Below are 24,236 nucleotides of genomic sequence, written 5' to 3'. Positions count from 1 at the left end.
ACCAGGGCAAAGTCTACCGGCGCTCCTCCGTCTCCCGTGGGGCCTCTCGGCGACGGCTCCTGGGCAGCACGCGCAGAGCGTCCCCCATGTCGGCGACTTCGGTGACCTTCATACCGGCGGGCACCTTGCCCGGATCGCTCGGCACGAGGGCGTGGGTGAAGCCGAGCCGGTGCGCCTCGGCGAGCCGGCGCTGCACGCCGGTCACCCGTCTGACCTCGCCCGCGAGGCCGACTTCACCGATCGCGACGAGGTTCTTGGGGAGCGGGGTGTCGCTGGCGGCGCTGGCGAGGGCGAGGGCGATGGCGAGGTCCGCGGCGGGCTCGGAGAGCTTCACGCCGCCGACGGTCGCGGAGTAGATGTCCCGCTTTCCCAGGGCACTGATCCGCCCGCGCTGCTCGAGGACGGCGAGCATCATCGAGACGCGAGACGTCTCCAGGCCGGATGTGGTGCGCCGAGGGGACGGGATCTGGGAGTCGACGGTGAGGGCCTGAACCTCGGCGACGAGAGGCCGCCGCCCCTCCAGGGTGACGGTCAGGCAGGTGCCCGGGACGGGTTCGTCGCGGCGGGTGAGGAACAGCCCGCTGGGGTCGGCGAGTCCGGTGATGCCTTCGTCGTGCAACTCGAAGCAGCCGACCTCGTCGGTCGTCCCGTACCGGTTCTTCACGCCGCGTACGAGGCGCAGGCGCGCGTGCCGGTCGCCTTCGAAGGAGAGGACGACGTCCACGAGGTGCTCGAGGAGGCGGGGTCCGGCGATGGCGCCGTCCTTGGTGACGTGACCCACGAGGAGGGTGGCCATGCCACGCTCCTTGGAGGCGCGGATCAGGGCGCCGGCGACCTCGCGGACCTGGGCCATGCCGCCGGGGGCGCCGTCGATCTCGGGGGAGGCGACGGTCTGCACGGAGTCCATGATCAGGAGGCTGGGCTTGACGGCGTCCAAGTGGCCGAGGACCGCGGACAGGTCGGTCTCGGCGGCGAGATACAGATGGTCGTCGATCGCCTTGATGCGGTCGGCGCGCATCCGGACCTGGCTGGCCGACTCCTCGCCCGTGACGTACAGGGTGCGGTGCTCGTCGCTGGCGGCCTTGGCGGCGACGTCGAGCAGGAGGGTGGACTTGCCGACGCCGGGCTCGCCCGCGACCAGGACGACGGCGCCGGGGACGAGGCCCCCGCCGAGGACCCGGTCGAGCTCGGGCACGCCGGTGGAGCGGGCGGTGGCCTGCCGGGCGTCGACCTGGCCGATCGGGACGGCGGACGTCGTGACCCGGCCGGGCGCGGTCGTCCGCACGGCGGGCGCGCCGTACTCCTCGACCGTCCCCCACGCCTGGCACTCGCCGCAGCGACCCAGCCATTTCGCCGTCTGCCAGCCACACTCGGTGCAGCGGTAGGACGGTCGGTCCTTGCCGGATTTCGTACGGGCAGCCATGCACGGAACCGTAACCGAGGCCACTGACAACGCAGCGCCGACCACCACCCCGCCCGCCCCCGCCACCTCTCCCGCCACCGCCCGGAGGGCCCCGCGCCGGGCGTGCTCCCGTGCGCCCCGGCGCACATACATGCGCCGAGCGCATGTTCCCCCGTACGGAATTTGGTATTCCCGTCCCCTTTTGAGGGATCGTTTCACCCGTATGGATTAAATGTCCTCAAGGGGGAGGAAGGGGGCGGCGCCACCCGCCTACGGTCGCACGGGTGATGACCAGCAGGCCGGAAATCCCCACGCAGACCACCGGCGCACACCGGGCGCACCGCGACGGGCGCGGGCGACCTGCGCCGCGGACCGTGACCCAGCGCCCGACATCGCGCTACGAGCCCTATCTGGACGGCCTGTTCACGTACTGCCTGTCCGTCCTGTGCGATCACGACGACGCCATCGCGGCGCTGGGCGACGCCTTGGCGCTCGCCGAACGCCGCGGCTCACGCGGCCCCGAAACCGAGAGCGACCGTAAGGCGTGGCTGTACGCGCTCGCGCGGTGGTCGTGCCTGCGGGCCCTGGCGGAGGCGAAGCGCCGCAGACAGGGGGCGCACGTCTCGGGCCGGCCCCACCCCGAAGCCCCGCACGCCAAAGAGGCCCCTTCCGAAGAGATCCAGGCGCGGCGCCGCCGAGAGCTCGCGCTCCTGGCCTGGCCGGAGGCCGCCGGTACGACGCCCGAGCAGCGCGAGGCGCTGGAGCTGGCCGTACGGCATCAGCTGTCGCCCCGAGAGGTCGCCGCCGCACTCGGCACGGACCCGGGTCTCACCCGGGAACTGCTCGCCTCCGCCGCCTGCGAGGTGGAACGCACTCGCGCCGCCCTCGCCGTGGTGGAGACGGGCACCTGCCCGAGCGTCGCCCGCCTCACCGGAGACAACCAGCTGCTGCTGAGCTCCGCCCTGCGCCGCGAACTGGTCCGGCACGTCGACGACTGCCCCCGCTGCCGCCGCACCGCCGAGCGCGCCGCCCCCGGCGCCTGGCCCGGCACGGCCGTCACCCCGGCCGCCCTGCCCCTCGCCACGGCCCCGCGCGAGGCCCTGCACCGGGCGATGGCCCACGCCGACCGCCCCCAGCGAGGCGCGGCCCCCCGCTTCGACCGGCGCGGCTTCCCGATGGACCCCAAGGACAGGGCGGCCCGCCGGGACCGGCTACGCACGCGTGCCGTCACGACGACGGTCGTCGCCACCGTCGTGGCCGCCCCGGTGCTGGCGCTGTGGGCGGCGTACCGGGGTGCACCTCAGACGGGCGAGGGTCAGGACGGGCGCTCGATCAGCGCGAGCGAGGCCGGCGACCCGGGCGGGCTCGACGGCAACGGCGCGGACGGTGCTTACGAGAACGCGGGCAACGCGCGCACGACCCCCGACCCGCGTTTCACCGCGGGCAGCCGCTCCCCGGACGTCTCCGTGGAGGTCATCAGCCCCGGCGGGCCCTCGCAGTCCGGCCCGGGCCGGCTCACCGTGGAAGCGCAGCCGAGCGGCTCCGCGACCCTCATCACGCTGACGGCGTCCGGGAGTTCACCGGTCCACTGGTCCGCACACACCGGAGCCGGCTGGCTCTACCTGACGAGCAGGTCGGGAACCCTGCGGCCCGGAGAGTCGTTCACGATCCGGGTGTACGTCGATCACGACCGGGAGCCCGCCGGTCACTGGTCGGCGCGCATCGGCATCGACCCCTCAGGGGCAGTCATCTCAATAGAGGGACACGGGAGTTCGGGCCCCTCGCACCCCGGCACCTCGGACCCGGGCCCCGACCCGTCGAACACGGGAAACCCGGGCCCCGGCCCGTCCGACCCCACGCCGTCCGGCCCGGGCCCGTCCGACCCGGACCCCACACCGTCCGACCAGAGCCCCACGCCGTCCGGCCCGTCACCGAGTCCGTCGGCCCCCACGGACTCGTCACCGCCGCCGAGCGACGGCGGCGGCGCGAGCCCGAGCGGCGGCTAGCGCGGGCCCGGCGGGAGCCTGCGGGGGCAGTTCTCAGGAAGCGGTGGTGGGATCCGCCGGATGCGGCGCGAGCAGCGGCAGCTGGGAGGCCAGACGCTCCTCGCACAGCTCGACGAGACGGTCGTAGCCCTCCTTGCCCATGAGCTCGGTCAGCTCGGGCCGGTAGGAGACGTACACCGGGTCGCCCGCCCCGTGGGCCGACGTCGCCGAGGTGCACCACCAGTGCAGATCGTGGCCGCCCGGGCCCCAGCCGCGGCGGTCGTACTCACCGATGGACACCTGGAGCACACGGGTGTCGTCGGGCCGGTCGATCCACTCGTAGGTCCGGCGGACCGGCAGCTGCCAGCACACGTCCGGCTTGGTCTCCAGGGGCTCGCGGCCCTCCTTGAGCGCCAGGATGTGCAGCGAGCAGCCCGCGCCGCCCTTGAAGCCGGGCCGGTTCTGGAAGATGCACGAGCCGTTGTACGGGCGGGTCTGGCGCTCGCCGTCCTCGTCCTTGGAGACCCAGCCCGTCTGCGAACCGACCTCGTGGTTCTGCCAGATGTCGGGCGTGAGCCGCGCCACGAACCCGGCGACGCGCTTCTCGTCGTCCTCGTCGGAGAAGTGGGCGCCGAGCGTGCAGCAGCCGTCGTCCGCGCGGCCCGCCTGGATGCCCTGGCAGCCGCTCCCGAAGATGCAGCTCCAACGCGAGGTCAGCCACGTCAGGTCGCAGCGGAAGATCTGCTCGTCGTCCGCGGGGTCGGGGAACTCGACCCAGGCGCGGGCGAAGTCCAGACCCTTCTCGTCAGGGGCGGAACCTTTCCTCGATGACACCTTCGGCGATGAACCCTTCGTCCCGGACTGCTTTGTCCCTGATTCCTTGGACTTCGGCGCCTTCGACGGCTTAGTGGCCGACTTGGCTTCCTTGTCGCTCTTACCGCGCTTGTCGCTCTTGTCGGCGTTCGCCTTTTTCGTCTTTGGCACGGTTCCAGGGTAAGCGCGCTGCGGTGCCCTCGGGGACTGACGCCTGTCCTACGCGCAGTAGCGTTCCGTATATGAGACTCGGTGTCCTCGACGTGGGTTCGAACACGGTGCACTTGCTTGTGGTGGACGCGCACCCGGGCGCGCGCCCGCTGCCCGCGCACTCGCACAAGGCGGAGCTGCGGCTCGCGCAACTCCTCGACGACCGCGGCGCCATCGGCCCCGACGGCGTGGCCCGGCTGACCGCCACCGTGCGGGACGCCTTGGAGGCGGCCGAGGACAAGGGTGTCGAGGACCTCGTGCCCTTCGCCACCTCGGCCGTACGCGAGGCCAGCAACGCCGACGAGGTCCTCGCCCGGGTCAAGGAGGACACCGGCGTCGAGCTCCGCGTCCTCACCGGCGAGGAGGAGGCCCGGCTCACCTTCCTCGCGGCCCGTCGCTGGTTCGGCTGGTCGGCCGGGAAACTGCTCGTCCTGGACATCGGCGGCGGCTCCCTCGAGATCGCGTACGGCATCGACGAGGAACCCGACGCCGCGGTGTCGCTGCCGCTCGGGGCGGGGCGCCTGACGGCGGGCTGGCTGCCGAGCGACCCGCCGGACCCCGCGGACATCAAGGCGCTGCGTAGGCATGTACGCGCGCAGATCGCGCGCTCGGTCGGCGAGTTCACGCGCTTCGGCAAGCCCGATCACGTCGTGGCCACGTCCAAGACGTTCAAGCAGCTCGCGCGTCTGGCCGGAGCGGCCCGTTCCACCGAGGGCCTGTACGTCCAGCGGGAGCTGAAGCGCAAGTCCCTGGAGGACTGGGTGCCGCGTCTGGCCGCGATGACGGAGGCGGAGCTCGCCGAGCTCCCCGGGGTCTCAGAGGGCCGCGCGGGCCAGCTGCTCGCGGGCGCGCTGGTGGCCGAGGGGGCCATGGACCTGTTCGGGGTCGAGACCCTGGAGGTCTGCCCTTGGGCGCTCCGGGAGGGCGTGATCCTCAGGCGGCTCGACCACATGCCGACGGTCTGACGGGACGTACCGCAGCCGGAGGCCGGGCCGCGGCCACGGACAGCCGGGCCGCGGCCACGGACAGCCGGGCCGCGGCGGCTCCCGTCGCCGCCCGGTCCACCGACCCGGGGCCCGCCCTGCGGCGCGCCGCCGTCCTGAGGCGCACCCCACGGCACCCGCGGGCCGACCACCTCCCCGGGGCTCAGCCGGGGCCCGTACTCTGTCTCCGTGGCAGAACCAGTAGTGCGCATCCCGGATGCGAAGGTCGCCCTGTCGACGGCCTCGGTCTATCCGGAGTCGACGGCGACGGCCTTCGAGATCGCGGCACGCCTGGGCTACGACGGCGTCGAGGTCATGGTCTGGACCGACCCCGTCAGCCAGGACATCGAGGCCCTGCGCCGGCTCTCCGACTACCACCAGGTCCCGATCCTCGCCGTGCACGCGCCCTGTCTGCTGATCACCCAGCGCGTCTGGTCCACGGACCCGTGGACCAAGCTCCAGCGCGCGAAGTCGGCGGCCGAGAAGCTGGGCGCGTCCACGGTCGTCGTCCACCCGCCCTTCCGTTGGCAGCGCCAGTACGCGCGCGACTTCGTCGACGGCATCTGGCGCATGGCCGACGAGACGGACGTCCGCTTCGCTGTCGAGAACATGTACCCCTGGCGCTACCGCGACCGCGAGATGCTCGCGTACGCCCCCGACTGGGACGTCACCAAGGACGACTACCGGCACTTCACGATCGACCTCAGCCACACCGCGACGGCCCGCACCGACGCGCTGGCGATGATCGACCGCATGGGCGACCGCCTCGGCCACGTCCACCTCGCGGACGGCAGGGGATCGGCGAAGGACGAGCACCTGGTCCCCGGCCGCGGCACGCAGCCCTGCGCCGAGCTCCTGGAGCGCCTCGCCCTGACCGGCTTCGACGGGCACGTAGTGATCGAGGTCAACACCCGCCGGGCCATGTCCAGCGCCGAACGTGAGGCCGACCTCGCCGAGGCCCTCGCCTTCACCCGCCTGCACCTCGCGTCGTCGGTCCGGGTCCCCCGCTCATGACCGACCCCGACGTCCCTCCCGTACGCCGCAGGGGGCGGCCCTCCCGTTCGCAGACGGAGGCGGCCGGGCCCGCGACCCGCGACCGCATCCTGGAGGCGGCCCGCGCGGAGTTCTCCGAGCGCGGCTACGAGAAGACGTCGGTACGCGGCATCGCCAAGGCGGCGGGCGTGGACGCGGCGCTGGTGCACCACTACTTCGGTACGAAGGAGCAGGTCTTCGAGGCGTCCATCGAGGTCGCCTTCGCCCCTGCCCTGGACGCACCGGCCGCGATCGAGGACGGGCCGCTGGACGGCGTCGGCGAGCGCCTCACCCGCTTCATCTTCTCCGTGTGGGAGAACCCGGCGACCCGTGCCCCGCTCCTCGCGATCGTCCGCTCGGCCGTGAACAACGAGACCGCGGCGGCCGTTTTCCGGCGCCTGATCGCCGTACAGCTGATGCGGAAGATCGCCCGGCGGCTGGACCTGCCGCCCGAGGAGGCCGAGCTCAGGGCGGAGCTGGCGGCGGCACAGCTCGTGGGGATCGCGATGCTGCGCTACGTGATCAAGGTGGAACCGCTGGCGTCGGCGGACGTGGAGCGGATCGTCGAACGGGTGGCACCGGTGGTGCAGGGGCATCTGACGGGGGAGTGACGCACGCCTGGCATACCCACCCGAACCGTCGCGAGACCCGGCCACCGGGCGCCCGGACGGGACGCGAGGGCCGGGGCGTCCGGACGGGACACCACGGGCGAGGGCACGTACAGCGAGACGCGCGTCCCGTATTCCGGACACCCTGTCCGGATCTTGGATCGGCGGCGTACGCTCGATAGCAGCCCTATCTGCCGCACGGGCCCCTGAAAGGGCCCTTGAAGGAGCGAGCGACGATGCCCGAGCTGAGGTCCCGCACAGTCACCCACGGACGCAACATGGCGGGCGCACGCGCCCTTATGCGCGCCTCCGGGGTACCCGGTGCGGACATCGGCCGGAAGCCGATCATCGCCGTGGCCAACTCGTTCACCGAGTTCGTGCCCGGCCACACCCACCTCCAGCCGGTCGGCCGCATCGTCTCCGACGCGATCACGGCGGCGGGCGGCATCGCGCGTGAGTTCAACACGATCGCCGTCGACGACGGCATCGCGATGGGCCACGGCGGCATGCTCTACTCGCTCCCCTCGCGCGACCTGATCGCGGACAGCGTCGAGTACATGGTCGAGGCGCACTGCGCCGACGCCCTGATCTGCATCTCGAACTGCGACAAGATCACGCCCGGCATGCTGATGGCGGCCCTGCGCCTGAACATCCCGACGGTCTTCGTCTCCGGCGGCCCGATGGAGTCCGGCCGCGCCACCCTGGTCGACGGCACCGTCCGCACGCTCGACCTGGTCGACGCGATCTCCGACGCCGTGAACGACAAGATCTCGGACGAGGACATCCTCCGTATCGAGGAGAACGCCTGTCCGACCTGCGGCTCCTGTTCCGGCATGTTCACGGCCAACTCGATGAACTGCCTGACGGAGGCCATCGGCCTCTCCCTCCCCGGCAACGGCACGGTCCTCGCGACGCACACGGCCCGCAAGGCGCTGTACGAGAACGCGGCCCGCACCGTCATGGACATCACGCGCCGGTACTACGAGGAGGACGACGAGTCGGTCCTGCCGCGTAACGTCGCCACCTTCGCCGCCTTCCAGAACGCCATGGCCCTCGACATCGCCATGGGCGGCTCCACCAACACGATCCTGCACCTGCTGGCCGCCGCGCAGGAGGCGGGCGTCGCCTTCGGTCTGGACGAGATCAACGAGGTCTCGCGCCGTGTGCCGTGCCTCGCCAAGGTCGCGCCGAACGTGGCGAAGGACCGCACGTACTACATGGAGGACGTGCACCGCGCCGGCGGCATCCCCGCCCTGCTGGGCGAGCTGCACCGCGCCGGTCTCCTGAACGAGGACGTCCACTCCGTCCACAGCCCGTCGCTCTCCGACTGGATGAAGACGTGGGACGTGCGCGCGGGCTCCCCGTCCGCGGAGGCCGTCGAGATGTGGCACGCGGCCCCCGGCTGCGTCCGCTCGGCGGAGGCGTTCTCCCAGTCGGAGCGCTGGGAGGCCCTCGACATGGACGCCGAGAACGGCTGCATCCGGTCCGCCGAACACGCGTACTCGAAGGACGGCGGGCTCGCGGTCCTCAGGGGCAACCTGGCGGTCGACGGCTGCGTCGTGAAGACGGCGGGCGTCGACGAGTCGATCTGGACGTTCGAGGGTCCGGCGGTCGTCTGCGAGTCGCAGGAGGACGCCGTCGACAAGATCCTCAAGAAGGAGATCACGCACGGCGACGTCGTGGTCATCCGCTACGAGGGCCCCAAGGGCGGCCCCGGCATGCAGGAGATGCTCTACCCGACGTCATTCCTCAAGGGCCGCGGCCTCGGCAAGACCTGCGCCCTGGTCACGGACGGCCGCTTCTCCGGCGGCACGTCGGGCCTGTCCATCGGCCACGCCTCGCCCGAGGCGGCGTCCGGCGGCACGATCGCCCTCGTCCAGGACGGCGACCGCATCCGCATCGACATCCCGAACCGTTCGATCGAGCTCCTCGTCTCCGACGACGAGCTGGCCACCCGCCGCACCGCCCTGAACGGCGTCTACGCCCCGGTCGCCCGCGACCGCAAGGTCTCGGCCGCCCTGCGCGCGTACGCCGCGATGGCGACGAGCGCGGACAAGGGCGCGGTGCGGGACGTCTCGAAGCTGGGCTGAGAACCGGCCGACTGCCTCTGGGCGAAACGGTGGCTTGACCCTGGCTGTGGCTGTGGCTGTGGCTATGGGTCTGGTTCCGACTTCGACTCTGGGGCTGGGTCTGGGTCTAGCTCTGGTTCTGACGTCGACTCCGGCTCTGGTTCTGTCTGAGGCGTGAGCCCGCCCGGTGGCGAATTCGCTGCCGGGCGGGCTCATGTCTGTATGAGGACGGGGCCAGGCCTGACTGTTGCCGCGGCCATCAGGGCCCGGCCCGACTGCGGGTCGCCCTCGGCCCGGCCCGGCCGAGATCTCCAGGGCCCGTACGGCCCCACGTCACCAGCGCTCAGGCTTCCGCCCGTCCACCCCGAACACACTTCCGTCGGGCGCGCTCCCGTAGACGCGTCCTCCTTCGCCCACGACAGGCGCGGGCAACTCCCCGACCACCCGCCCGGGTTCACTACCGAGCCGGGGTCGCGTCTGGCCGAGGGGCTTGCCGGTGCGGATATCGGTGGCGAGCAGGCGGCCGTCGGGGGCGGTGAGGTAGACGTGACGGTCGTCGGCCGCGGGTGCCGAGCCCCTGCTGATGGAGGTTTCCACCCGCCACCGCTGTGTGCCGGTCGTCGTGTCCACGGCCACGAGTGCCCCGCCCACGGCGAGGAGATACACGGAGTCGCCGTGCAGGGTTGCCGTCGCCTGAGGAAGGGCAGTCGTCAGCCGTGACCGGTGCACGCTGCCGCTCGCCGGGACGTAGCGGACCAGGGCGACGGTCTCGCTGGACATGTTGCGCTCGGTGAAGCAGACCGCGCCCTTGGAGCCGCCGACCGGGGTCAGATTCCCGCTGATCCGCCGTTGCCACCGGACGGCTCCGGACTCCGGGTCCACGGCGCTGACCTGGGTACTCGCCCCGTCCGGGGACATGGTCGTCGCGTAGGCGAGGCCCTTGCCGAAGTACGCGAGGGTGGGCTGCGTCTGACCCGGCAGGCGGTGGCTCCAGAGCTTGTGGCCCGTGGCGCCGTCGACCCCGGTGACCGTCCCGTCAGCCGCGGTGAGCAGCGCTGTCCCGCCGGCGTGCAGCACGCGGCCGTTGTACGCGGCGATGTCCATGCCCCAGCGGAGCTTGCCCGTACGGGGATCGAGCGCGCGCAGACGCATGCCGTCGGCGCTGATCGCGTGGACGAGGCCGCCGGAGAACACGGGCGCCGTCGTGGGCGAGGCGCCCGAATCACTGTCGGCGCCGGTGGACCTGCGGCTCCACAGCACGCCCCCGTCGCGCGGATCGACGGAGGCGGCGAGCACGCCGGCCACCGCACAGCGCAGGGCTCCGCCACCGTACGAGCAAGTCGGCATCACGGCGGCTGAGTCACCCGACCCGCCGCCCAGCTCGCGGGCCCAGGGCTTGAAGCCGTGCACGGCACTACTGGCCGTGGAGGACGAACGTGCGCTTGAGGTCCCCCCGTCACTCAGCGAGGTGAGGACGACGGTCGCCGCTGCGATCGAGAGGGCGACGGCCAGGGCACCGCCGACGATCAGGGCACGCCGCCGACGGATGACGCCGGTTGCCCGGCTGCCGGGAGACTCCGGTGTGTGGGCGTCGGGGGAGCGGCTCGCGCCCGCTTCTTCGGTCGGTGCACCGGACGAGCGGCTGTGCGTCTCCTCGGCAGTGTCGCGGGACGGCTCACGGTCCCAGACTCCGGCTCCGGCCCTCCGCTGTTGAGGTATGAACGCCTGGGTGTCGTACCGGGCGGAGACCTGGCGCAGCTCCTTCATCAGCTCGTCGGGGGTCGGCCGGTGCTCGGGGTCCTTGGCGAGACAGCGCATGATCAGGGGGCCCAGATCGTCCGGGACGTCCGTCAGGTCGGGCTCGTCATGGACCACTTGGTACGCGACCAGGTAAGGGCTGTCGGAGTCGAAGGGGCCCCGTCCGGTCGCCGCGTGCACCAGGACCGAACCGAGCGCGAAGACATCGGCCGCCGGTCCCACCTCGCGCGGCCGGCGGAACTGCTCCGGTGCCATGAACGGCGGCGTACCGATCAATTTGCCGGTCTCGGTCCGCAGTTCGCTGTCTTTCGGCCGGGAGATTCCGAAGTCGATCACCTTCGGGCTGTCCTCGGCCAGCAGTACGTTGCTCGGCTTCAGATCGCGGTGCACGACCCCGGCGCGGTGGATGTCCCGCAGGGCCTCGGCGAGCCCGGCCATCACCTGACGCAGCTGGGCAGGCCGCAGCGGGCCGTGCTGCTTCACATGCTCGGCGAGGGTGAGGCCGGGAATGAACAGCGTGGCCATCCACGGCCGTTCGGCATCGGGATCGGCATCTACGACGGGCGCCGTGAATGCGCCGCTCACCCGTCGTGCGGCCGCGATCTCCTGCCGGAAGCGTCCCCTGAACTCGGGGTCCCTGGCGAACTCGGCATGCACGACCTTCACCGCGAGTTGCATTCCCGAGGCGGACCGCGCCAGATGTACGACTCCCATGCCGCCGGAACCCAGGCGCCCTTCAAGGCGGTAATGGCCGGCGTACTCAGGAAGTTCCGCTTCCGCACCGGGCCCGGCGCTGCGGCCTGGCGGCATGGTCCACCCCCGTGGCTGTCATCCGTGAGCGCCCCCGCGTGCAGCCGTTCGCACGAGCGACGCACGGAGCCTAGTCGATGATTCGTACGAGACGGACGAGGCTTGCTAGCCTCCGCGTGCATCAGCTGAACACACTGGTTTCAACGGGGGCTCAACGATCTCTGAACGAGGCCCCGGCGGAGCTCCAGGGGGTTCGGCGCCAAGAAGGCTCAGGAGTTCAACGGGGGAGGCCCGCATGACGGTTGAGGAAATAGAGGGTGCAGGAGAGGCCGCGGCACAGCGCTATTACGCGGTCGCGCCCGGCACGACGCTGAATGTCCGCAGTGGTCCCGGCACGCACTACCGACCGGTCCGCGTGCTGCCGGAGGGCGCCACAGTGCCGATCTTCTGCCAGCGCCCGGGGGAGACCGTCAGCGGCCCTTACGGCACGACCAAGATCTGGGACAACATCGGCGTCGGCGAGTACGTCTCCGATGCGTACGTGAAGACCGGCAGCGACGGCTATGTGGCGCCGCGCTGTGCCTAGGGGAGAGCGAAGCGGACAAGGGCCGGGAGCCATGCCCATGGTCAACTGGGCCGTACGGACGAGGTTGTTGGGTGCGAGAGGGCGCAGGAGGGGTGTGGCCGTGGCCGGCGCCATGGCCGCGCTGAGTCTCGTCCTGGGCTCGGCTTCGGAGGCCTCGGCCGTGGCGATCCGCTACCCGGTGGCTCCGGACGTGCGGCTGAAGGTACGCAGCGGACCGGGCACCGAGTATCAGCTGGTCAAGGTCCTGCCGCTGGACGCCCGCGTACCGATCAACTGCCAGAAGCCGGGCGAGACCGTCAGCGGCACGTACGGCACGACGGACCTCTGGGACAACATCGCCAACGGCCAGTACGTCTCCGACGCCTACGTGAAGACCGGCAGCGACGGCTACGTGGCGCCCCGCTGCGCGTAGCGGATGGCGGGAGCCGGTCGCGTACTCCGACGTGCGCGACCGGCCCCGTCTTTCACCGCCGGTCCAGGGCCGCCCTTACCCCGTCCCTCAACCGCCCGCCTCCTCAAGAAGAATCCGCGCCAGCTCCCCCGGCCGGGAGAACATCGGCCAGTGCCCCGTGTCCATCTCCCGCAGCCGCCAGCTCTCGCCGCGCAGAAGCTCGGCCACGTCGTCCGTCGGCTCGGGCCCGTCGAGCAGGCACTTGATGTACGTCGCCGGAAGCTCGCCCGGCGGGCGGGACAGCACGGCCGGCTCCGACAGGGACGCCCCTGGGTGCGGAGTGGCCCCGCCCACGATCCGCGCGACCTGCGCGTCGTCGAGCCCCTGCCCCTCGCACTCGGGCGCAGTCAGCGGCGGCCAGTAGCCGTCGTTCGCCGCGATGACAGCCTCCAGCGCCGCCGGCCCCTGCCACCAACGGGACACGAACGACTCCCCGTCCGCCGGAACATTCGAGTCGACGAACACCACGCGCTTCAGCCGGTCACCGATCCGCTCGGCGGCCTGGCCGACCGGAATCCCCGAGTAGCTGTGCCCGACCAGGACGACGTCGCGCAGTCCGAGGCGCTCCACCTCGTCGACGACGTCCTGGACATGAGTCTTCTGCCCGGCCGGAACGCCCTGCTTGTCGGCGACCCCGGAGAGCGTCACGGCGTGCGCGCCATGCCCGGCCGCGCGCAGTTCCGGCACCACGTCGTCCCACGCCCACGCCCCGAGCCACGCGCCTGCGACCAGTACGTATTCCGTCATGCGGGCAATGTAGGGGAGAGGTCCGACAATGCCCGCAACCCCGGACCCTGCCTGGCGGCACCCCAGGCCTACCCAGGCCTTCACGCTCAGCCCCACCCAGGCCTCACCCCAGCCCCACCTCCGAACCCGGAGCCGCCGGAGGCGCGCGCCATAATCGACCTGTGAGCGACGAATCCGGCACCCCCCGCCCCGCCCCCGAGACCCCGGAAGCCGCCGGCGGCATCCCCGCGGGCCCCCAGCCCGAGGAGATCCGTTTCTTCGGCAGGACCTGGGTCGAGCACGACGGCGGCTACATCTGGCGGCGCGTCGCGGTCGCCGCGGGCGCGCTCGTCGGCGCGGCGGCCGGCTGCTTCGTGCTGCGCTTCGCGTACGAGGGACTGGCCATCGCCGATGTCGGTTCCTTCGTGAACGTACTCGTGGTCCTGATGTTCGCGATCTGCAGTGCCCTCGCCTTTCGCCGCACGTGGGACGGCTTCTCCAAGCGTCCGGATCCTGAGGCGCAGGCGTCCCTGCGCGGCTTCATGTCGATCGGTTTCGTCGGCGTACTGCTCGCCTACTGCCTGCGCTGCTTCTCCGAGGCCCCGGGCGAGAAGCTCCGCAGGCAGGAGTACGCGACCGCCCGCGAACAGTACGAACGCCGCAGCACGCGCCGCACCGGCAACCCGTCGAAGAAGAAGCGCAAGGGCTGACGCCCACGGGTCCACGGGTCTACTAGCTCACGGGCTCACGGGCTCACGGGCACGCGAGGCCACGGGCCCATGGGCATACAGGCACGCGAGCCCACGGACACATGGGCATACAGGCACGCGCGCACCCGCCACCGCCCGAGCCACACACCACGTACTGACGAGAGTCCCCCGCACAGGACAGGATGGCGGCATGCCCACCGTCTCGCGCGCCCACTCGTTCAACGCCGCGGCCGCCCAGTACGCCGCGAACCGCCCGTCCTACCCGCCCGCCCTCCTGGACGCCGTCGAGGACGCCGCCGGACGGCCCCTCGCCGGCGCCCGCGTGGCCGACGTAGGCGCGGGAACCGGCATCTCGACCGCCCTCCTGCACGCGCGCGGCGCCCGCGTGGTCGCCGTCGAGCCGGGCGAGGGCATGGCGGTCGAATTCCGCAGGGCGCTGCCCGGCGTACCGATCGTGCGGGGCGACGGCAACGCCCTCCCCCTCGCCGACGCCTCCCTGGACCTCCTCACCTACGCCCAGTCGTGGCACTGGACCGAGCCGGCCCGCTCGGCCCCCGAGGCGATGCGGGTCCTGCGCCCGGGCGGTGCGCTCGCGCTGTGGTGGAACACCGTTGCCCTCGACGTTCCGTGGATCGCCGCGCAGCACGAACGCATCGCGCGCCACGTAGGCGTGGGAACGGGCGCCAGTCAGCGCCCCGACGAGGTCCGCGCCACCGAACTGTCGGGCCTTGCGAACCTGCCGGGACGCGGCGAGGTCACCCTTCGACATGTGCGCTGGAGCCGGCTTGTCCCGCTGGACACGCACCTCGCCAACATCGGCAGCCACTCGGCGTTCCTCGTCCTCGAAGAGGGCGACGCGCAGGCCTTCCTCACCGAGGAGCGGGCCCGGGTCGGCGAGCTCTTCCCGGACGGCACGGTGGAGGAGACCTACGTGGTCGAACTCCTGGTGGCCACCCGCATCTGACCCACAGCCACCACGACTACGACACGGGCGGCCACCCCGGCCACCTCACGAAAGGCGGCCGTCCCGCAGTCGCTACGTCACCGGCGGCCGCCCCCAAGTTCGCGACACCGTCGTCCGCGCGTGCCCCGCCACCTACTCCTCCAGCGCCGTGGCGCAGGCGTGATCAAGATGCCTCAGCCCACCCAGCTCCAGCCGCACGTCCCGGTCGGCAGGCAGCGCCTCCAGCGCGTCGAGCAGCTTCGGCAGCCGCAGGAAGGTGGCATTGCCGACCACCTATACGACCAGCCCCGCAGCCCCCGGTCCTCGGTCCCCGGTCCTCGGTCCGCACCTGTACGTGGCTGATGTCCCATGCCGTCTTCGCGACGGCCGGCGCCAGCCCCACCAGCACCCCCTCGAAGAGATTCGTCGCGACGATCGCGAGGGCCGTCACCGCGAGGACCACCGCCTCGCCCCGATGCTCACGCCACAGCGGCACCAACTCCCGCACCGGCACCAGCTTGCGGCCCGCGTGCACCAGGAGCCCCGCGAGCGCCACCACCGGAATCAGCCCCACCGCGGCGGGCAGCACGTCAGTCAACGGTGGGCGAGAGGCGGGGGAGGGAAATAGCTGCATGACGCATCTGGGGCGCACCTCCGGGGAGATGCGTGGGCGCCGGCAGTGGCGGAGACCCCGGCGCTGAAATCCATTGTCACGCAAGGGTGTTGAGGACAGGCCGAACCACGGTTACTGCCCGATGTCCTCGGAAGCGCGGAGTCGCCCGCCCTCGGACGTCCCGCTTCCGATCGCTCCCACGAGCGCCGGCGCCGTCAAAGCGCCCCTGGCGCTTGACGCCCCAGCCCCACCGGAGGAATATTCATCACATGATGAATATCTCCGAAGAGCCATCCTCCCCGGAGCCCTCTCCCTCCCTCTCCCCCTCTCCCTCTGTTTCGCCCTCCTCCTCGCCGGAACCATCGGCGGCCGCCGTCCGCGCCACGGACCTCACCGTCGTCCGAGGCCCCCGCCCCGTCCTGCATGCCCTGGACTTCACCGTCCCCCGAGGTCAGATCACCGGTCTCCTCGGCCCCTCGGGCTGCGGCAAGTCCACGCTCATGCGCGCGATCGTCGGAACCCAGGCCAAGGTCACCGGCACGCTCACCGTCCTCGACCACCCGGCAGGCTCCGCCGAACTCCGCTCCCGCATCGGATACGTCACCCAAGCCCCCTCCGTATACGCAGACCTGACGGTCCGCCAGAATCTGGACTATTTCTCGGCAGTACTCCAGCCGGGCCGCGCCGCCGCCTCCCACCGCCGTGACGACGTCGCCCGCGTCATCACGGAGGTCGACCTCACCTCCCACGCCGACGCCCTGGCCGGCAACCTCTCGGGCGGCCAGCTCAGCCGGGTCTCCCTCGCCGTGGCCCTTCTCGGCACCCCCGAACTCCTCGTCCTCGACGAACCCACCGTCGGCCTCGACCCCGTCCTGCGCCGCGACCTGTGGAACCTCTTCCACTCCATCGCCGCCGAGCGCGGCGCCACGCTCCTCGTCTCCTCCCACGTCATGGACGAGGCCGAGCGCTGCCACCGCCTCCTCCTGATGCGCGAAGGCGAGATCCTCGCCGACGACAGCCCCGACGCCCTGCGGGCCGGTACCGGCGCGGCGACCGTCGAAGACGCCTTCCTCCACCTCGTCGACCAGGCCAACACCCTCCAGCGGAGCCCCCGATGAACGCAGCCCGCACCCTCGCCACCGCAGCCCGAGTCCTGCGCCAGCTCCGCCACGATCCGCGCTCCATCGCCCTGATGCTGCTCGTCCCGTGCGTGATGCTCTTCCTGCTCCGCTACGTCTTCGACGGCAGCCCCGGCACCTTCGACTCCATCGGCGCCTCCCTCCTCGGCATCTTTCCGCTCATCACGATGTTCCTGGTCACGTCCATCGCCACCCTGCGCGAACGCACCTCGGGCACCCTCGAACGCCTCCTCGCGATGCCCCTCGGCAAGGGCGACCTCATCGCCGGTTACGCCCTGGCCTTCGGCGCCCTCGCGGTCGTCCAGTCCGTACTGGCAACGGTCCTCGCCCTGTGGGGCCTCGGCCTCGACGTCACCGGCTCCGCCTGGCTCCTGCTCCTGGTCGCCCTCCTCGACGCCCTGCTCGGCACCGCCCTCGGCCTCTTCGTCTCCGCCTTCGCGGCCTCCGAGTTCCAAGCCGTCCAGTTCATGCCGGCGGTGATCTTTCCCCAGCTGCTCCTGTGCGGCCTGTTCATCTCGCGCGACAAGATGCAGCCCGTCCTCGAAGGGATCTCCAACGTCCTCCCCATGTCGTACGCCGTCGACGGCATGAACGAAGTTCTCCGCCATACCGACCTCACGGCCGACTTCATCCGCGACGCGGCCGTCGTCGCCGGCTGCGCCGTCCTCGTCCTGACCCTCGGCGCCGCAACGCTCCGCCGCCGTACGGCCTGACCGCCGCCGATGCGAGGATGACCCCGACGGACGCAACCGCACCGAACCCCGCGCCCCGAAGGGTGGCCTCCATGCCCCAGCAGCACGTCGCAGTCCTCGGCACCGGAAAGATCGGCGAGGCCCTTCTCAGCGGAATGATCCGAGCGGGCTGGGCCCCTGCCAACCTCCTGGTCACGGCCCGCCGCCCGGAACGCGCCGAAGAGCTCCGCACCCGCCACGGCGTCACCCCCGTCACCAACGCGGAAGCCGCCAAGCGGGCCGACACTCTGATCGTCACGGTCAAGCCCCAGGACATGGGCGCCCTCCTCACCGAACTCGCCCCGCACCTCCCCGCCGACCGCCTGGTCATCAGCGGCGCGGCGGGCATCCCCACCACCTTCCTCGAGGAGCGCCTCCCCGAAGGCACCCCCGTCGTGCGCGTCATGACGAACACGCCCGCCCTCGTCGACGAGGCCATGTCCGTCATCTCCGCCGGCTCCCACGCCACGACCGCCCACCTCGCCCACGCCGAGGAGATCTTCGGCGCCGTCGGCAAGACGCTCCGCGTCCCCGAGTCCCAGCAGGACGCCTGCACCGCCCTGTCCGGCTCGGGCCCGGCGTACTTCTTCTACCTGGTCGAGGCCATGACCGACGCGGGAATCCTGCTCGGCCTGCCCCGCGACAAGGCCCACGAGCTGATCGTCCAGTCCGCCATCGGCGCCGCGACGATGCTCCGCGACAGCGGCGAACACCCCGTCAAGCTCCGCGAAAATGTCACCTCCCCCGCCGGCACCACCATCAACGCCATCCGCGAACTCGAAATCCACGGAGTCCGCGCCGCCCTCATCGCCGCCCTGGAAGCCGCCCGGGACCGCAGCCGCGAACTGGCCTCCGGCAACAGCTGACCCACCGACGTACGCCCCCATGGGCCTATGCCCCCACGGACGTATGCGCCTACGGGCCTCAAACACCCACGTGTCTGAATTACCCACCTGGAACGACCCCCGGCCTGCTATCCAAGGCCTGGCTGATCCAGGCCTGGGGCGATGACCGGCCTGGCTACCCAGGCCGTGGCTACCCCGGCTTGGGTAGCCTCCGGACCGGCTGATCCTGGCCATCTCCGGGCCGGAGATCCCGGCCCTTGCCGAAGCTCGGCTCGTCCTGCCCCTACGCGGCCTGTCCGGAACCGGGGGCCGGCCCGACGGGTCGGCGAGCTTCACCTCCCCCGGGTCGACCCGGCCCGGGCGAGGGCCGGGATGCAGCGGGCCGCAGCGGCTCGCCTCACCTGGCTGCCGACCCGGCCGGCCCACCACGGTGGCGCCCCGTCGCCCCCTCGTGCCGCAATCCACTCGCCCGCGCGAGCCAGGCACCGCGAGGACGACCCACCCCCAGCGCGGCGACGACCCGCACCGACATGGACGCGGCAGCTCACCCCACGGCCGGCGGATCCGGTCATCCCGGCGCCCCACGAACCACGCGGCACGGTGTTGCCGCACCGGCGCCGCGACGGCTCACACCCGACGTGAACGGGGCTGCCCTCGCCACCCGGCAGTCCCGGTGCCTCCCGCACGCGTGCCGACGACACCGAACCAGCACCGACCGTCACCCGCGAAGCGCCCCCGCCTCCGCCGCAGCCACAACCTCCGCCGTCGTGACCACCCGAGCGAAGCCGCCCCCGTGCAGTGACACCGCTGAGGCCTGGGCCAGCTCCTCCGCTGTGCGGCGCCAGCCGAACGGGCCCTCCAGGTCGAAGGTGTGCGTCGCGTCCAACGCGAACAGCACCTCGTACCCCAGATTCCCGCCCATGCGCGCCGTCGTCTCCGCGCACATGTTGGTCTGGATCCCGGCCACCACGAACTGCTCGATGCCAGCTGCCCTGAGCCACGCGTCCAGGTCCGGCGCCCCGTAGAACGCCGAGTTCACGGACTTCGTCACCAGAAGCTCCGCCCCGTCCCCCTTTCCACGCCGCTCCTCCACGTACTCCTTGAAGCCGTTCCCGGCATACCCCGGCCGCAACGGCGACTGAGGCTTAGGCGAGTCATGCCGCACGAAGACGACCGGTCGCCCCGTCGATTGCCACGCGTCAATCAGCGACGCGATGTTCTCGTCAGCCCCAGGGCTGTTCCGCGGTCCCCAGAACCCCTCCTCCTCGAACCCCTTCTGTACGTCCACCACGATCAGCGCTGCGTTCTCTGCGATCTCCATGCCCACGATGCTCCCGCCGGGAGCGCGCCTACCCCAGAGGCGAAAAAGACAGCGATCGATGGTTTACTGCCACCGTGCCGTACCCAGACACGCACGCACTGCCGCGCCCCACTCAGCGCATCGCCCTCCTCGCCTTCCCCGGCATCCGGGCTTTCGACGTCTCCGTCATCACCGAGGTCTGGGGCACCGACCGCACCGACCGCGGCGTCCCCGCCTTCGACCTGCGGCGCATCGCCGAAGACCCGACACCTGTCCCCATGCGAGGCGGACTCACCCTCACCCCGGATCGCACCCTCACCTGGCTGACCCGCCTCGCGCCAGCCACCGACCTGCTCGTCGTCCCCGGCCTAGACGACCACCTCACCCCCGCGCCCGAACCGGTCCTCGAGTCCCTGCGCCGCGCCCACGCCCGCGGCGTCACCATCGCGGCGCTCTGCGGAGGGGCCTTCACACTCGCCCAAGCCGGCCTACTGGACGGCCGCCGCGCGGTCACCCACTGGAACCTCGTCGACCTGCTCCGCGCCCATCACCCCCTCGTCACCGTCGAACCCGACGCCCTCTTCATCGAGGACGACAACATCTGGACCGCTGCCGGCACGGCCGCCGGCATCGATCTCTGCCTGCACCTCGTCCGCAGGATCCACGGCGCGGAGACCGCCGCCACCATCGCCCGATCGATGGTCACGGCCCCCTTCCGCACCGGAACACAGGCCCAGTTCATCGAGCACCCCACGCCACGAGCCGACCGCGACGCCGATGCCCTCACCTCCGTACGCGCATACGCCCTCCAGCACCTCCACGAACCGCTCACCGTCGCAGGCCTCGCCGCCCGCGCCGGCATGTCCCCGCGCTCCTTCGCCCGTCACTTCACCGCAGCCACTGGCACCACCCCTCTGCGCTGGCTCCTGGACCAGCGCATGGCGGCAGCGCAGAAGCTGCTCGAACGCACCGACCTCCCCATGCCCGAGGTCGCACGCCGCGCCGGCTTCGGCAGCGAGGTCACGATGCGCCAGCACTTCGCATCGCACCTCGCCACCAGCCCAAGCTCCTACCGGGCTTCCTTCGCCCAGCGACCCTTCACCCCCTTCTAGGAACGCCTCTCCTAGGAACGCCCGTCCAGGAACATGCCGCCTATAGGCACGCTCGTATAGGGACGCTCAGGTAGGGGGAAGCAGCCCGATCGCCCGATAGGCGGCGTCCACGGTCGGCTTCGCCATCTCCCTCGCCCGCTCAGCTCCCCGCCGCAGCACCTCCTCTACATACGCGGGATCCGCAACCAGCTCCTTGTGCCTCTTCTGCAGCGGCGCAAGAAGCTCCACCACGGCCTCCGCAGTCGCCCTCTTCAGCGCGCCATACGACTCATATACACCGCTCAGGCCTTCTGGGTTCCCACCCTCACAAGCGGCCAGAATCTCCAGCAGATTCGACACCCCGGGCTTGGCCTCATGGTCGTACTCGACCTCCGTGCCGCTGTCCGTGACCGCCCGCAGGATCTTCTTCCGCACGACGTCCGGCTCGTCGAGGAGGTAGACGATCCCGGCCCCGCTGTCATGCGACTTCCCCATCTTGGAAGCCGGGTCCTGGAGGTCCATGACTCGCGCCGCGACAGCGGGCGGCGTCGCCCGCGGCACGACGAAGGTGTGCCCGTACCGCTGGTTGAACCGCACCGCCAGATCCCGGGAGAGCTCGACGTGCTGCGTCTGGTCATCACCCACAGGAACCTCGTCCGCTCCGTAAGCGAGGATGTCCGCCGCCATCAGCACGGGGTACGTCAGGAGCGACAGCCGCACACTCCCGCCCCGCTCCCGCTCGCGCGTGGATTTCTCCTTGTACTGGATCATCCGCCGCATCTCGCCGTCCGTGGCGACGCACTCGAGCAGGTACGACAGCCGGGCGTGCTCGTCCACATGACTCTGTACGAACACGGTGCACGCCTCGGGATCGAGCCCTGAGGCAAGCAACAGCGTCGCCGCCTGCTTACTGAGTCGCCGCACCCGCCCAGGATCGTGGTCCACGGTCAACGCGTGCAGATCGACGACGCTGAACAGCGCGTCAGCCCTGTGCTGATCGACTTCAGCCCACTGGCGTACGGCGCCCAGATAGTTCCCCAGCGTCAGATGCCCGGTCGGCTTGACCCCGCTGAAGATTCGCGTCATTACTCCACCTCCTGGTCAGGACCGCCGCGACCCGGCTGCCGGGCTCCGTGGTCTCCAGGAGGGAGATACAAGAACGGCCGCCGAGGCGGCGGCCGTTGGGTGCATGCTTCTGCCGGCCGCCGTCAGGCGGCCCACCACTGCTGGGTGTGCGCATGCGTAGTCACGAGCCCAAGAGTAGACCTCACAGGCGTGAAGTTGACACCCCTGGGCCCGGTACGTAGTGTTCTCCGAGTTGCCCGACGTGAGCTCCGGTCCCTGACCGGTCCCCGGGTGGCCATTCCGCAGGAACCATTCAACGATCGATGTCGCCTCTCTTTGAGATGCGCCACGGTTCGTTTTCATGCGTCTTTGCGAAATGAGGAATCCGCGTTCGAAAGGACGCCCCCGATTAGCTCGGGAGCCAGGACTCCGCTAAAGTCTCACTCGTCGGAACGGCCCAACAGCCGCGAAGACAAGCCCCACTGACTGGGAGTCAGGCCCGAAAGGATCTGATAGAGTCGGAACCGCCGGAAAGGGAAACGCGGAAAGCCGAAAGGCCGGAGCGGAAACCTGAAAGGCACCGAGGAAATCGGACACGAAAGAGTCTGATAGAGTCGGAAACGCAAGACCGAAGGGAAACTGCCCGGAGGAAAGCCTGAGAGAGTCTCTCGGGTGAGTACAAAGGAAGCGTCCGTTCCTTGAGAACTCAACAGCGTGCCAAAAGTCAACGCCAGATTGACAACCCCGGCCCACCTTTGGTGGGTTGGAGGTTCCTTTGAAAAAGTCCTCACTCCCACACCGGGGTGAGGCGCACTAGCGAGGATGCAGTGAATCGTGGGGATTATTCCTCCCGACGGTTCCGCTCTCGTGGTGTAGTCCCGATTACGGGAAAACATTCACGGAGAGTTTGATCCTGGCTCAGGACGAACGCTGGCGGCGTGCTTAACACATGCAAGTCGAACGATGAAGCCCTTCGGGGTGGATTAGTGGCGAACGGGTGAGTAACACGTGGGCAATCTGCCCTGCACTCTGGGACAAGCCCTGGAAACGGGGTCTAATACCGGATGACACCCCCTCTCGCATGGGAGGGGGTTGAAAGCTCCGGCGGTGCAGGATGAGCCCGCGGCCTATCAGCTTGTTGGTGAGGTAGAAGCTCACCAAGGCGACGACGGGTAGCCGGCCTGAGAGGGCGACCGGCCACACTGGGACTGAGACACGGCCCAGACTCCTACGGGAGGCAGCAGTGGGGAATATTGCACAATGGGCGAAAGCCTGATGCAGCGACGCCGCGTGAGGGATGACGGCCTTCGGGTTGTAAACCTCTTTCAGCAGGGAAGAAGCGAAAGTGACGGTACCTGCAGAAGAAGCGCCGGCTAACTACGTGCCAGCAGCCGCGGTAATACGTAGGGCGCAAGCGTTGTCCGGAATTATTGGGCGTAAAGAGCTCGTAGGCGGCTTGTCACGTCGGTTGTGAAAGCCCGGGGCTTAACCCCGGGTCTGCAGTCGATACGGGCAGGCTAGAGTGTGGTAGGGGAGATCGGAATTCCTGGTGTAGCGGTGAAATGCGCAGATATCAGGAGGAACACCGGTGGCGAAGGCGGATCTCTGGGCCATTACTGACGCTGAGGAGCGAAAGCGTGGGGAGCGAACAGGATTAGATACCCTGGTAGTCCACGCCGTAAACGGTGGGAACTAGGTGTTGGCGACATTCCACGTCGTCGGTGCCGCAGCTAACGCATTAAGTTCCCCGCCTGGGGAGTACGGCCGCAAGGCTAAAACTCAAAGGAATTGACGGGGGCCCGCACAAGCAGCGGAGCATGTGGCTTAATTCGACGCAACGCGAAGAACCTTACCAAGGCTTGACATATACCGGAAAGCATCAGAGATGGTGCCCCCTTGTGGTCGGTATACAGGTGGTGCATGGCTGTCGTCAGCTCGTGTCGTGAGATGTTGGGTTAAGTCCCGCAACGAGCGCAACCCTTGTTCTGTGTTGCCAGCATGCCCTTCGGGGTGATGGGGACTCACAGGAGACTGCCGGGGTCAACTCGGAGGAAGGTGGGGACGACGTCAAGTCATCATGCCCCTTATGTCTTGGGCTGCACACGTGCTACAATGGCAGGTACAATGAGCTGCGATGCCGCGAGGCGGAGCGAATCTCAAAAAGCCTGTCTCAGTTCGGATTGGGGTCTGCAACTCGACCCCATGAAGTCGGAGTTGCTAGTAATCGCAGATCAGCATTGCTGCGGTGAATACGTTCCCGGGCCTTGTACACACCGCCCGTCACGTCACGAAAGTCGGTAACACCCGAAGCCGGTGGCCCAACCCCCTTGTGGGGAGGGAGCTGTCGAAGGTGGGACTGGCGATTGGGACGAAGTCGTAACAAGGTAGCCGTACCGGAAGGTGCGGCTGGATCACCTCCTTTCTAA

19 protein-coding genes, 1 rRNA gene and 1 pseudogene are annotated in these 24,236 nt (G+C 70.2%); 14 read left to right on the top strand and 7 right to left on the bottom strand.

What is annotated here, in order from left to right; all coding sequences use genetic code 11:
• Positions 1–13 precede the first annotated feature (13 nt).
• Entirely contained in the window at positions 14–1,423 is a 1,410-nt protein-coding gene (gene radA / locus OG758_RS23580; protein ID WP_116511420.1) for a DNA repair protein RadA, read from the bottom strand.
• A 266-nt stretch (positions 1,424–1,689) separates the two neighbouring features.
• On the opposite strand from radA, the gene OG758_RS23575 reads away from it, so the two are divergent.
• Positions 1,690–3,408 carry a BACON domain-containing protein gene (locus OG758_RS23575; protein ID WP_326711795.1) on the top strand — a complete coding sequence of 573 codons (1,719 nt, stop codon included), beginning with the start codon at positions 1,690–1,692 and terminating at the stop codon, positions 3,406–3,408.
• A gap of 33 nt (positions 3,409–3,441) precedes the next feature.
• On the opposite strand, the gene OG758_RS23570 is transcribed toward OG758_RS23575, so the two are convergent.
• Entirely contained in the window at positions 3,442–4,371 is a 930-nt protein-coding gene (locus tag OG758_RS23570; protein ID WP_326711794.1) for a hypothetical protein, read from the bottom strand.
• A 71-nt stretch (positions 4,372–4,442) separates the two neighbouring features.
• Between OG758_RS23570 and OG758_RS23565 the strand changes: the two genes are divergently transcribed.
• From OG758_RS23565 to ilvD, 4 genes are all read left to right on the top strand, one after another.
• A complete protein-coding gene (locus tag OG758_RS23565) occupies positions 4,443–5,375 on the top strand; it encodes a Ppx/GppA phosphatase family protein (protein ID WP_326711793.1) in 933 nt (310 codons plus the stop codon).
• Between the two features lie 207 nt (positions 5,376–5,582).
• Entirely contained in the window at positions 5,583–6,407 is an 825-nt protein-coding gene (locus OG758_RS23560; RefSeq protein WP_326711792.1) for a sugar phosphate isomerase/epimerase family protein, read from the top strand.
• The gene (locus OG758_RS23555; RefSeq protein WP_326711791.1) at positions 6,404–7,036 is read left to right on the top strand and encodes a TetR/AcrR family transcriptional regulator; all 633 of its coding nucleotides are present in this window, start codon (positions 6,404–6,406) and stop codon (positions 7,034–7,036) included. Before OG758_RS23560 ends, OG758_RS23555 begins: the two co-directional genes overlap by 4 nt.
• Before the next feature lie 233 nt (positions 7,037–7,269).
• A complete protein-coding gene (gene ilvD / locus OG758_RS23550; protein ID WP_266561528.1) occupies positions 7,270–9,123 on the top strand; it encodes a dihydroxy-acid dehydratase in 1,854 nt (617 codons plus the stop codon).
• Positions 9,124–9,435: 312 nt separating this feature from the next.
• Here ilvD and OG758_RS23545 read toward each other — a convergent pair whose 3' ends face one another.
• Positions 9,436–11,670: a serine/threonine-protein kinase gene (locus tag OG758_RS23545; RefSeq protein ID WP_326711790.1), complete on the bottom strand. Its 2,235-nt coding sequence runs from the start codon at positions 11,668–11,670 to the stop codon at positions 9,436–9,438.
• 235 nt (positions 11,671–11,905) lie between these two features.
• Here OG758_RS23545 and OG758_RS23540 point away from each other — a divergent pair, with 235 nt between their 5' ends.
• Positions 11,906–12,196 (top strand): peptidase, encoded by a 291-nt coding sequence (locus tag OG758_RS23540; protein ID WP_326711789.1) that lies wholly within the window; start codon positions 11,906–11,908, stop codon positions 12,194–12,196.
• Between the two features lie 112 nt (positions 12,197–12,308).
• Positions 12,309–12,608 (top strand): peptidase, encoded by a 300-nt coding sequence (locus tag OG758_RS23535; RefSeq protein ID WP_326716009.1) that lies wholly within the window; start codon positions 12,309–12,311, stop codon positions 12,606–12,608.
• Between the two features lie 87 nt (positions 12,609–12,695).
• Here OG758_RS23535 and OG758_RS23530 read toward each other — a convergent pair whose 3' ends face one another.
• Positions 12,696–13,394, bottom strand: coding sequence for an alpha/beta fold hydrolase (locus OG758_RS23530; protein WP_326711788.1), 699 nt, complete (start codon positions 13,392–13,394; stop codon positions 12,696–12,698).
• Between the two features lie 161 nt (positions 13,395–13,555).
• Between OG758_RS23530 and OG758_RS23525 the strand changes: the two genes are divergently transcribed.
• Positions 13,556–14,083, top strand: coding sequence for an EamA/RhaT family transporter (locus tag OG758_RS23525; protein ID WP_326711787.1), 528 nt, complete (start codon positions 13,556–13,558; stop codon positions 14,081–14,083).
• Positions 14,084–14,273: 190 nt separating this feature from the next.
• Positions 14,274–15,047, top strand: coding sequence for a class I SAM-dependent methyltransferase (locus tag OG758_RS23520; protein WP_326711786.1), 774 nt, complete (start codon positions 14,274–14,276; stop codon positions 15,045–15,047).
• A 132-nt stretch (positions 15,048–15,179) separates the two neighbouring features.
• On the opposite strand, the pseudogene OG758_RS23515 reads toward OG758_RS23520, so the two are convergent.
• Positions 15,180–15,612, bottom strand: a pseudogene (locus tag OG758_RS23515) (SulP family inorganic anion transporter); the annotation flags it as partial.
• A 296-nt stretch (positions 15,613–15,908) separates the two neighbouring features.
• Here OG758_RS23515 and OG758_RS23510 point away from each other — a divergent pair.
• The 3 genes from OG758_RS23510 (at position 15,909) to proC (ending at position 18,375) form a co-directional block, all read left to right on the top strand.
• The gene (locus OG758_RS23510; RefSeq protein WP_326711785.1) at positions 15,909–16,757 is read left to right on the top strand and encodes an ABC transporter ATP-binding protein; all 849 of its coding nucleotides are present in this window, start codon (positions 15,909–15,911) and stop codon (positions 16,755–16,757) included.
• Positions 16,754–17,491: an ABC transporter permease gene (locus tag OG758_RS23505; RefSeq protein ID WP_326711784.1), complete on the top strand. Its 738-nt coding sequence runs from the start codon at positions 16,754–16,756 to the stop codon at positions 17,489–17,491. Before OG758_RS23510 ends, OG758_RS23505 begins: the two co-directional genes overlap by 4 nt.
• Positions 17,492–17,562: 71 nt before the next feature.
• Entirely contained in the window at positions 17,563–18,375 is an 813-nt protein-coding gene (gene proC / locus OG758_RS23500; protein WP_326711783.1) for a pyrroline-5-carboxylate reductase, read from the top strand.
• Between the two features lie 697 nt (positions 18,376–19,072).
• On the opposite strand, the gene OG758_RS23495 is transcribed toward proC, so the two are convergent.
• Positions 19,073–19,675: a cysteine hydrolase family protein gene (locus OG758_RS23495; RefSeq protein WP_326711782.1), complete on the bottom strand. Its 603-nt coding sequence runs from the start codon at positions 19,673–19,675 to the stop codon at positions 19,073–19,075.
• A gap of 74 nt (positions 19,676–19,749) precedes the next feature.
• On the opposite strand from OG758_RS23495, the gene OG758_RS23490 reads away from it, so the two are divergent.
• Positions 19,750–20,766, top strand: coding sequence for a GlxA family transcriptional regulator (locus tag OG758_RS23490; RefSeq protein ID WP_382062327.1), 1,017 nt, complete (start codon positions 19,750–19,752; stop codon positions 20,764–20,766).
• A gap of 66 nt (positions 20,767–20,832) precedes the next feature.
• Here OG758_RS23490 and trpS read toward each other — a convergent pair whose 3' ends face one another.
• Positions 20,833–21,831, bottom strand: a complete 999-nt coding sequence (trpS, locus tag OG758_RS23485; protein WP_326711781.1) for a tryptophan--tRNA ligase — start codon at positions 21,829–21,831, stop codon at positions 20,833–20,835.
• An 874-nt stretch (positions 21,832–22,705) separates the two neighbouring features.
• On the opposite strand from trpS, the gene OG758_RS23480 reads away from it, so the two are divergent.
• Positions 22,706–24,232, top strand: a 16S ribosomal RNA gene (locus OG758_RS23480).
• Positions 24,233–24,236 lie beyond the last annotated feature (4 nt).

The organism is Streptomyces sp. NBC_01474 (genome assembly GCF_035918215.1).
In the GTDB taxonomy this organism is placed as follows: Bacteria; Actinomycetota; Actinomycetes; order Streptomycetales; family Streptomycetaceae; genus Streptomyces; species Streptomyces aureus.
The sequence above is the reverse complement of the archived record's forward strand: the minus strand, read 5'-3'. Positions and strand labels throughout refer to the sequence as shown.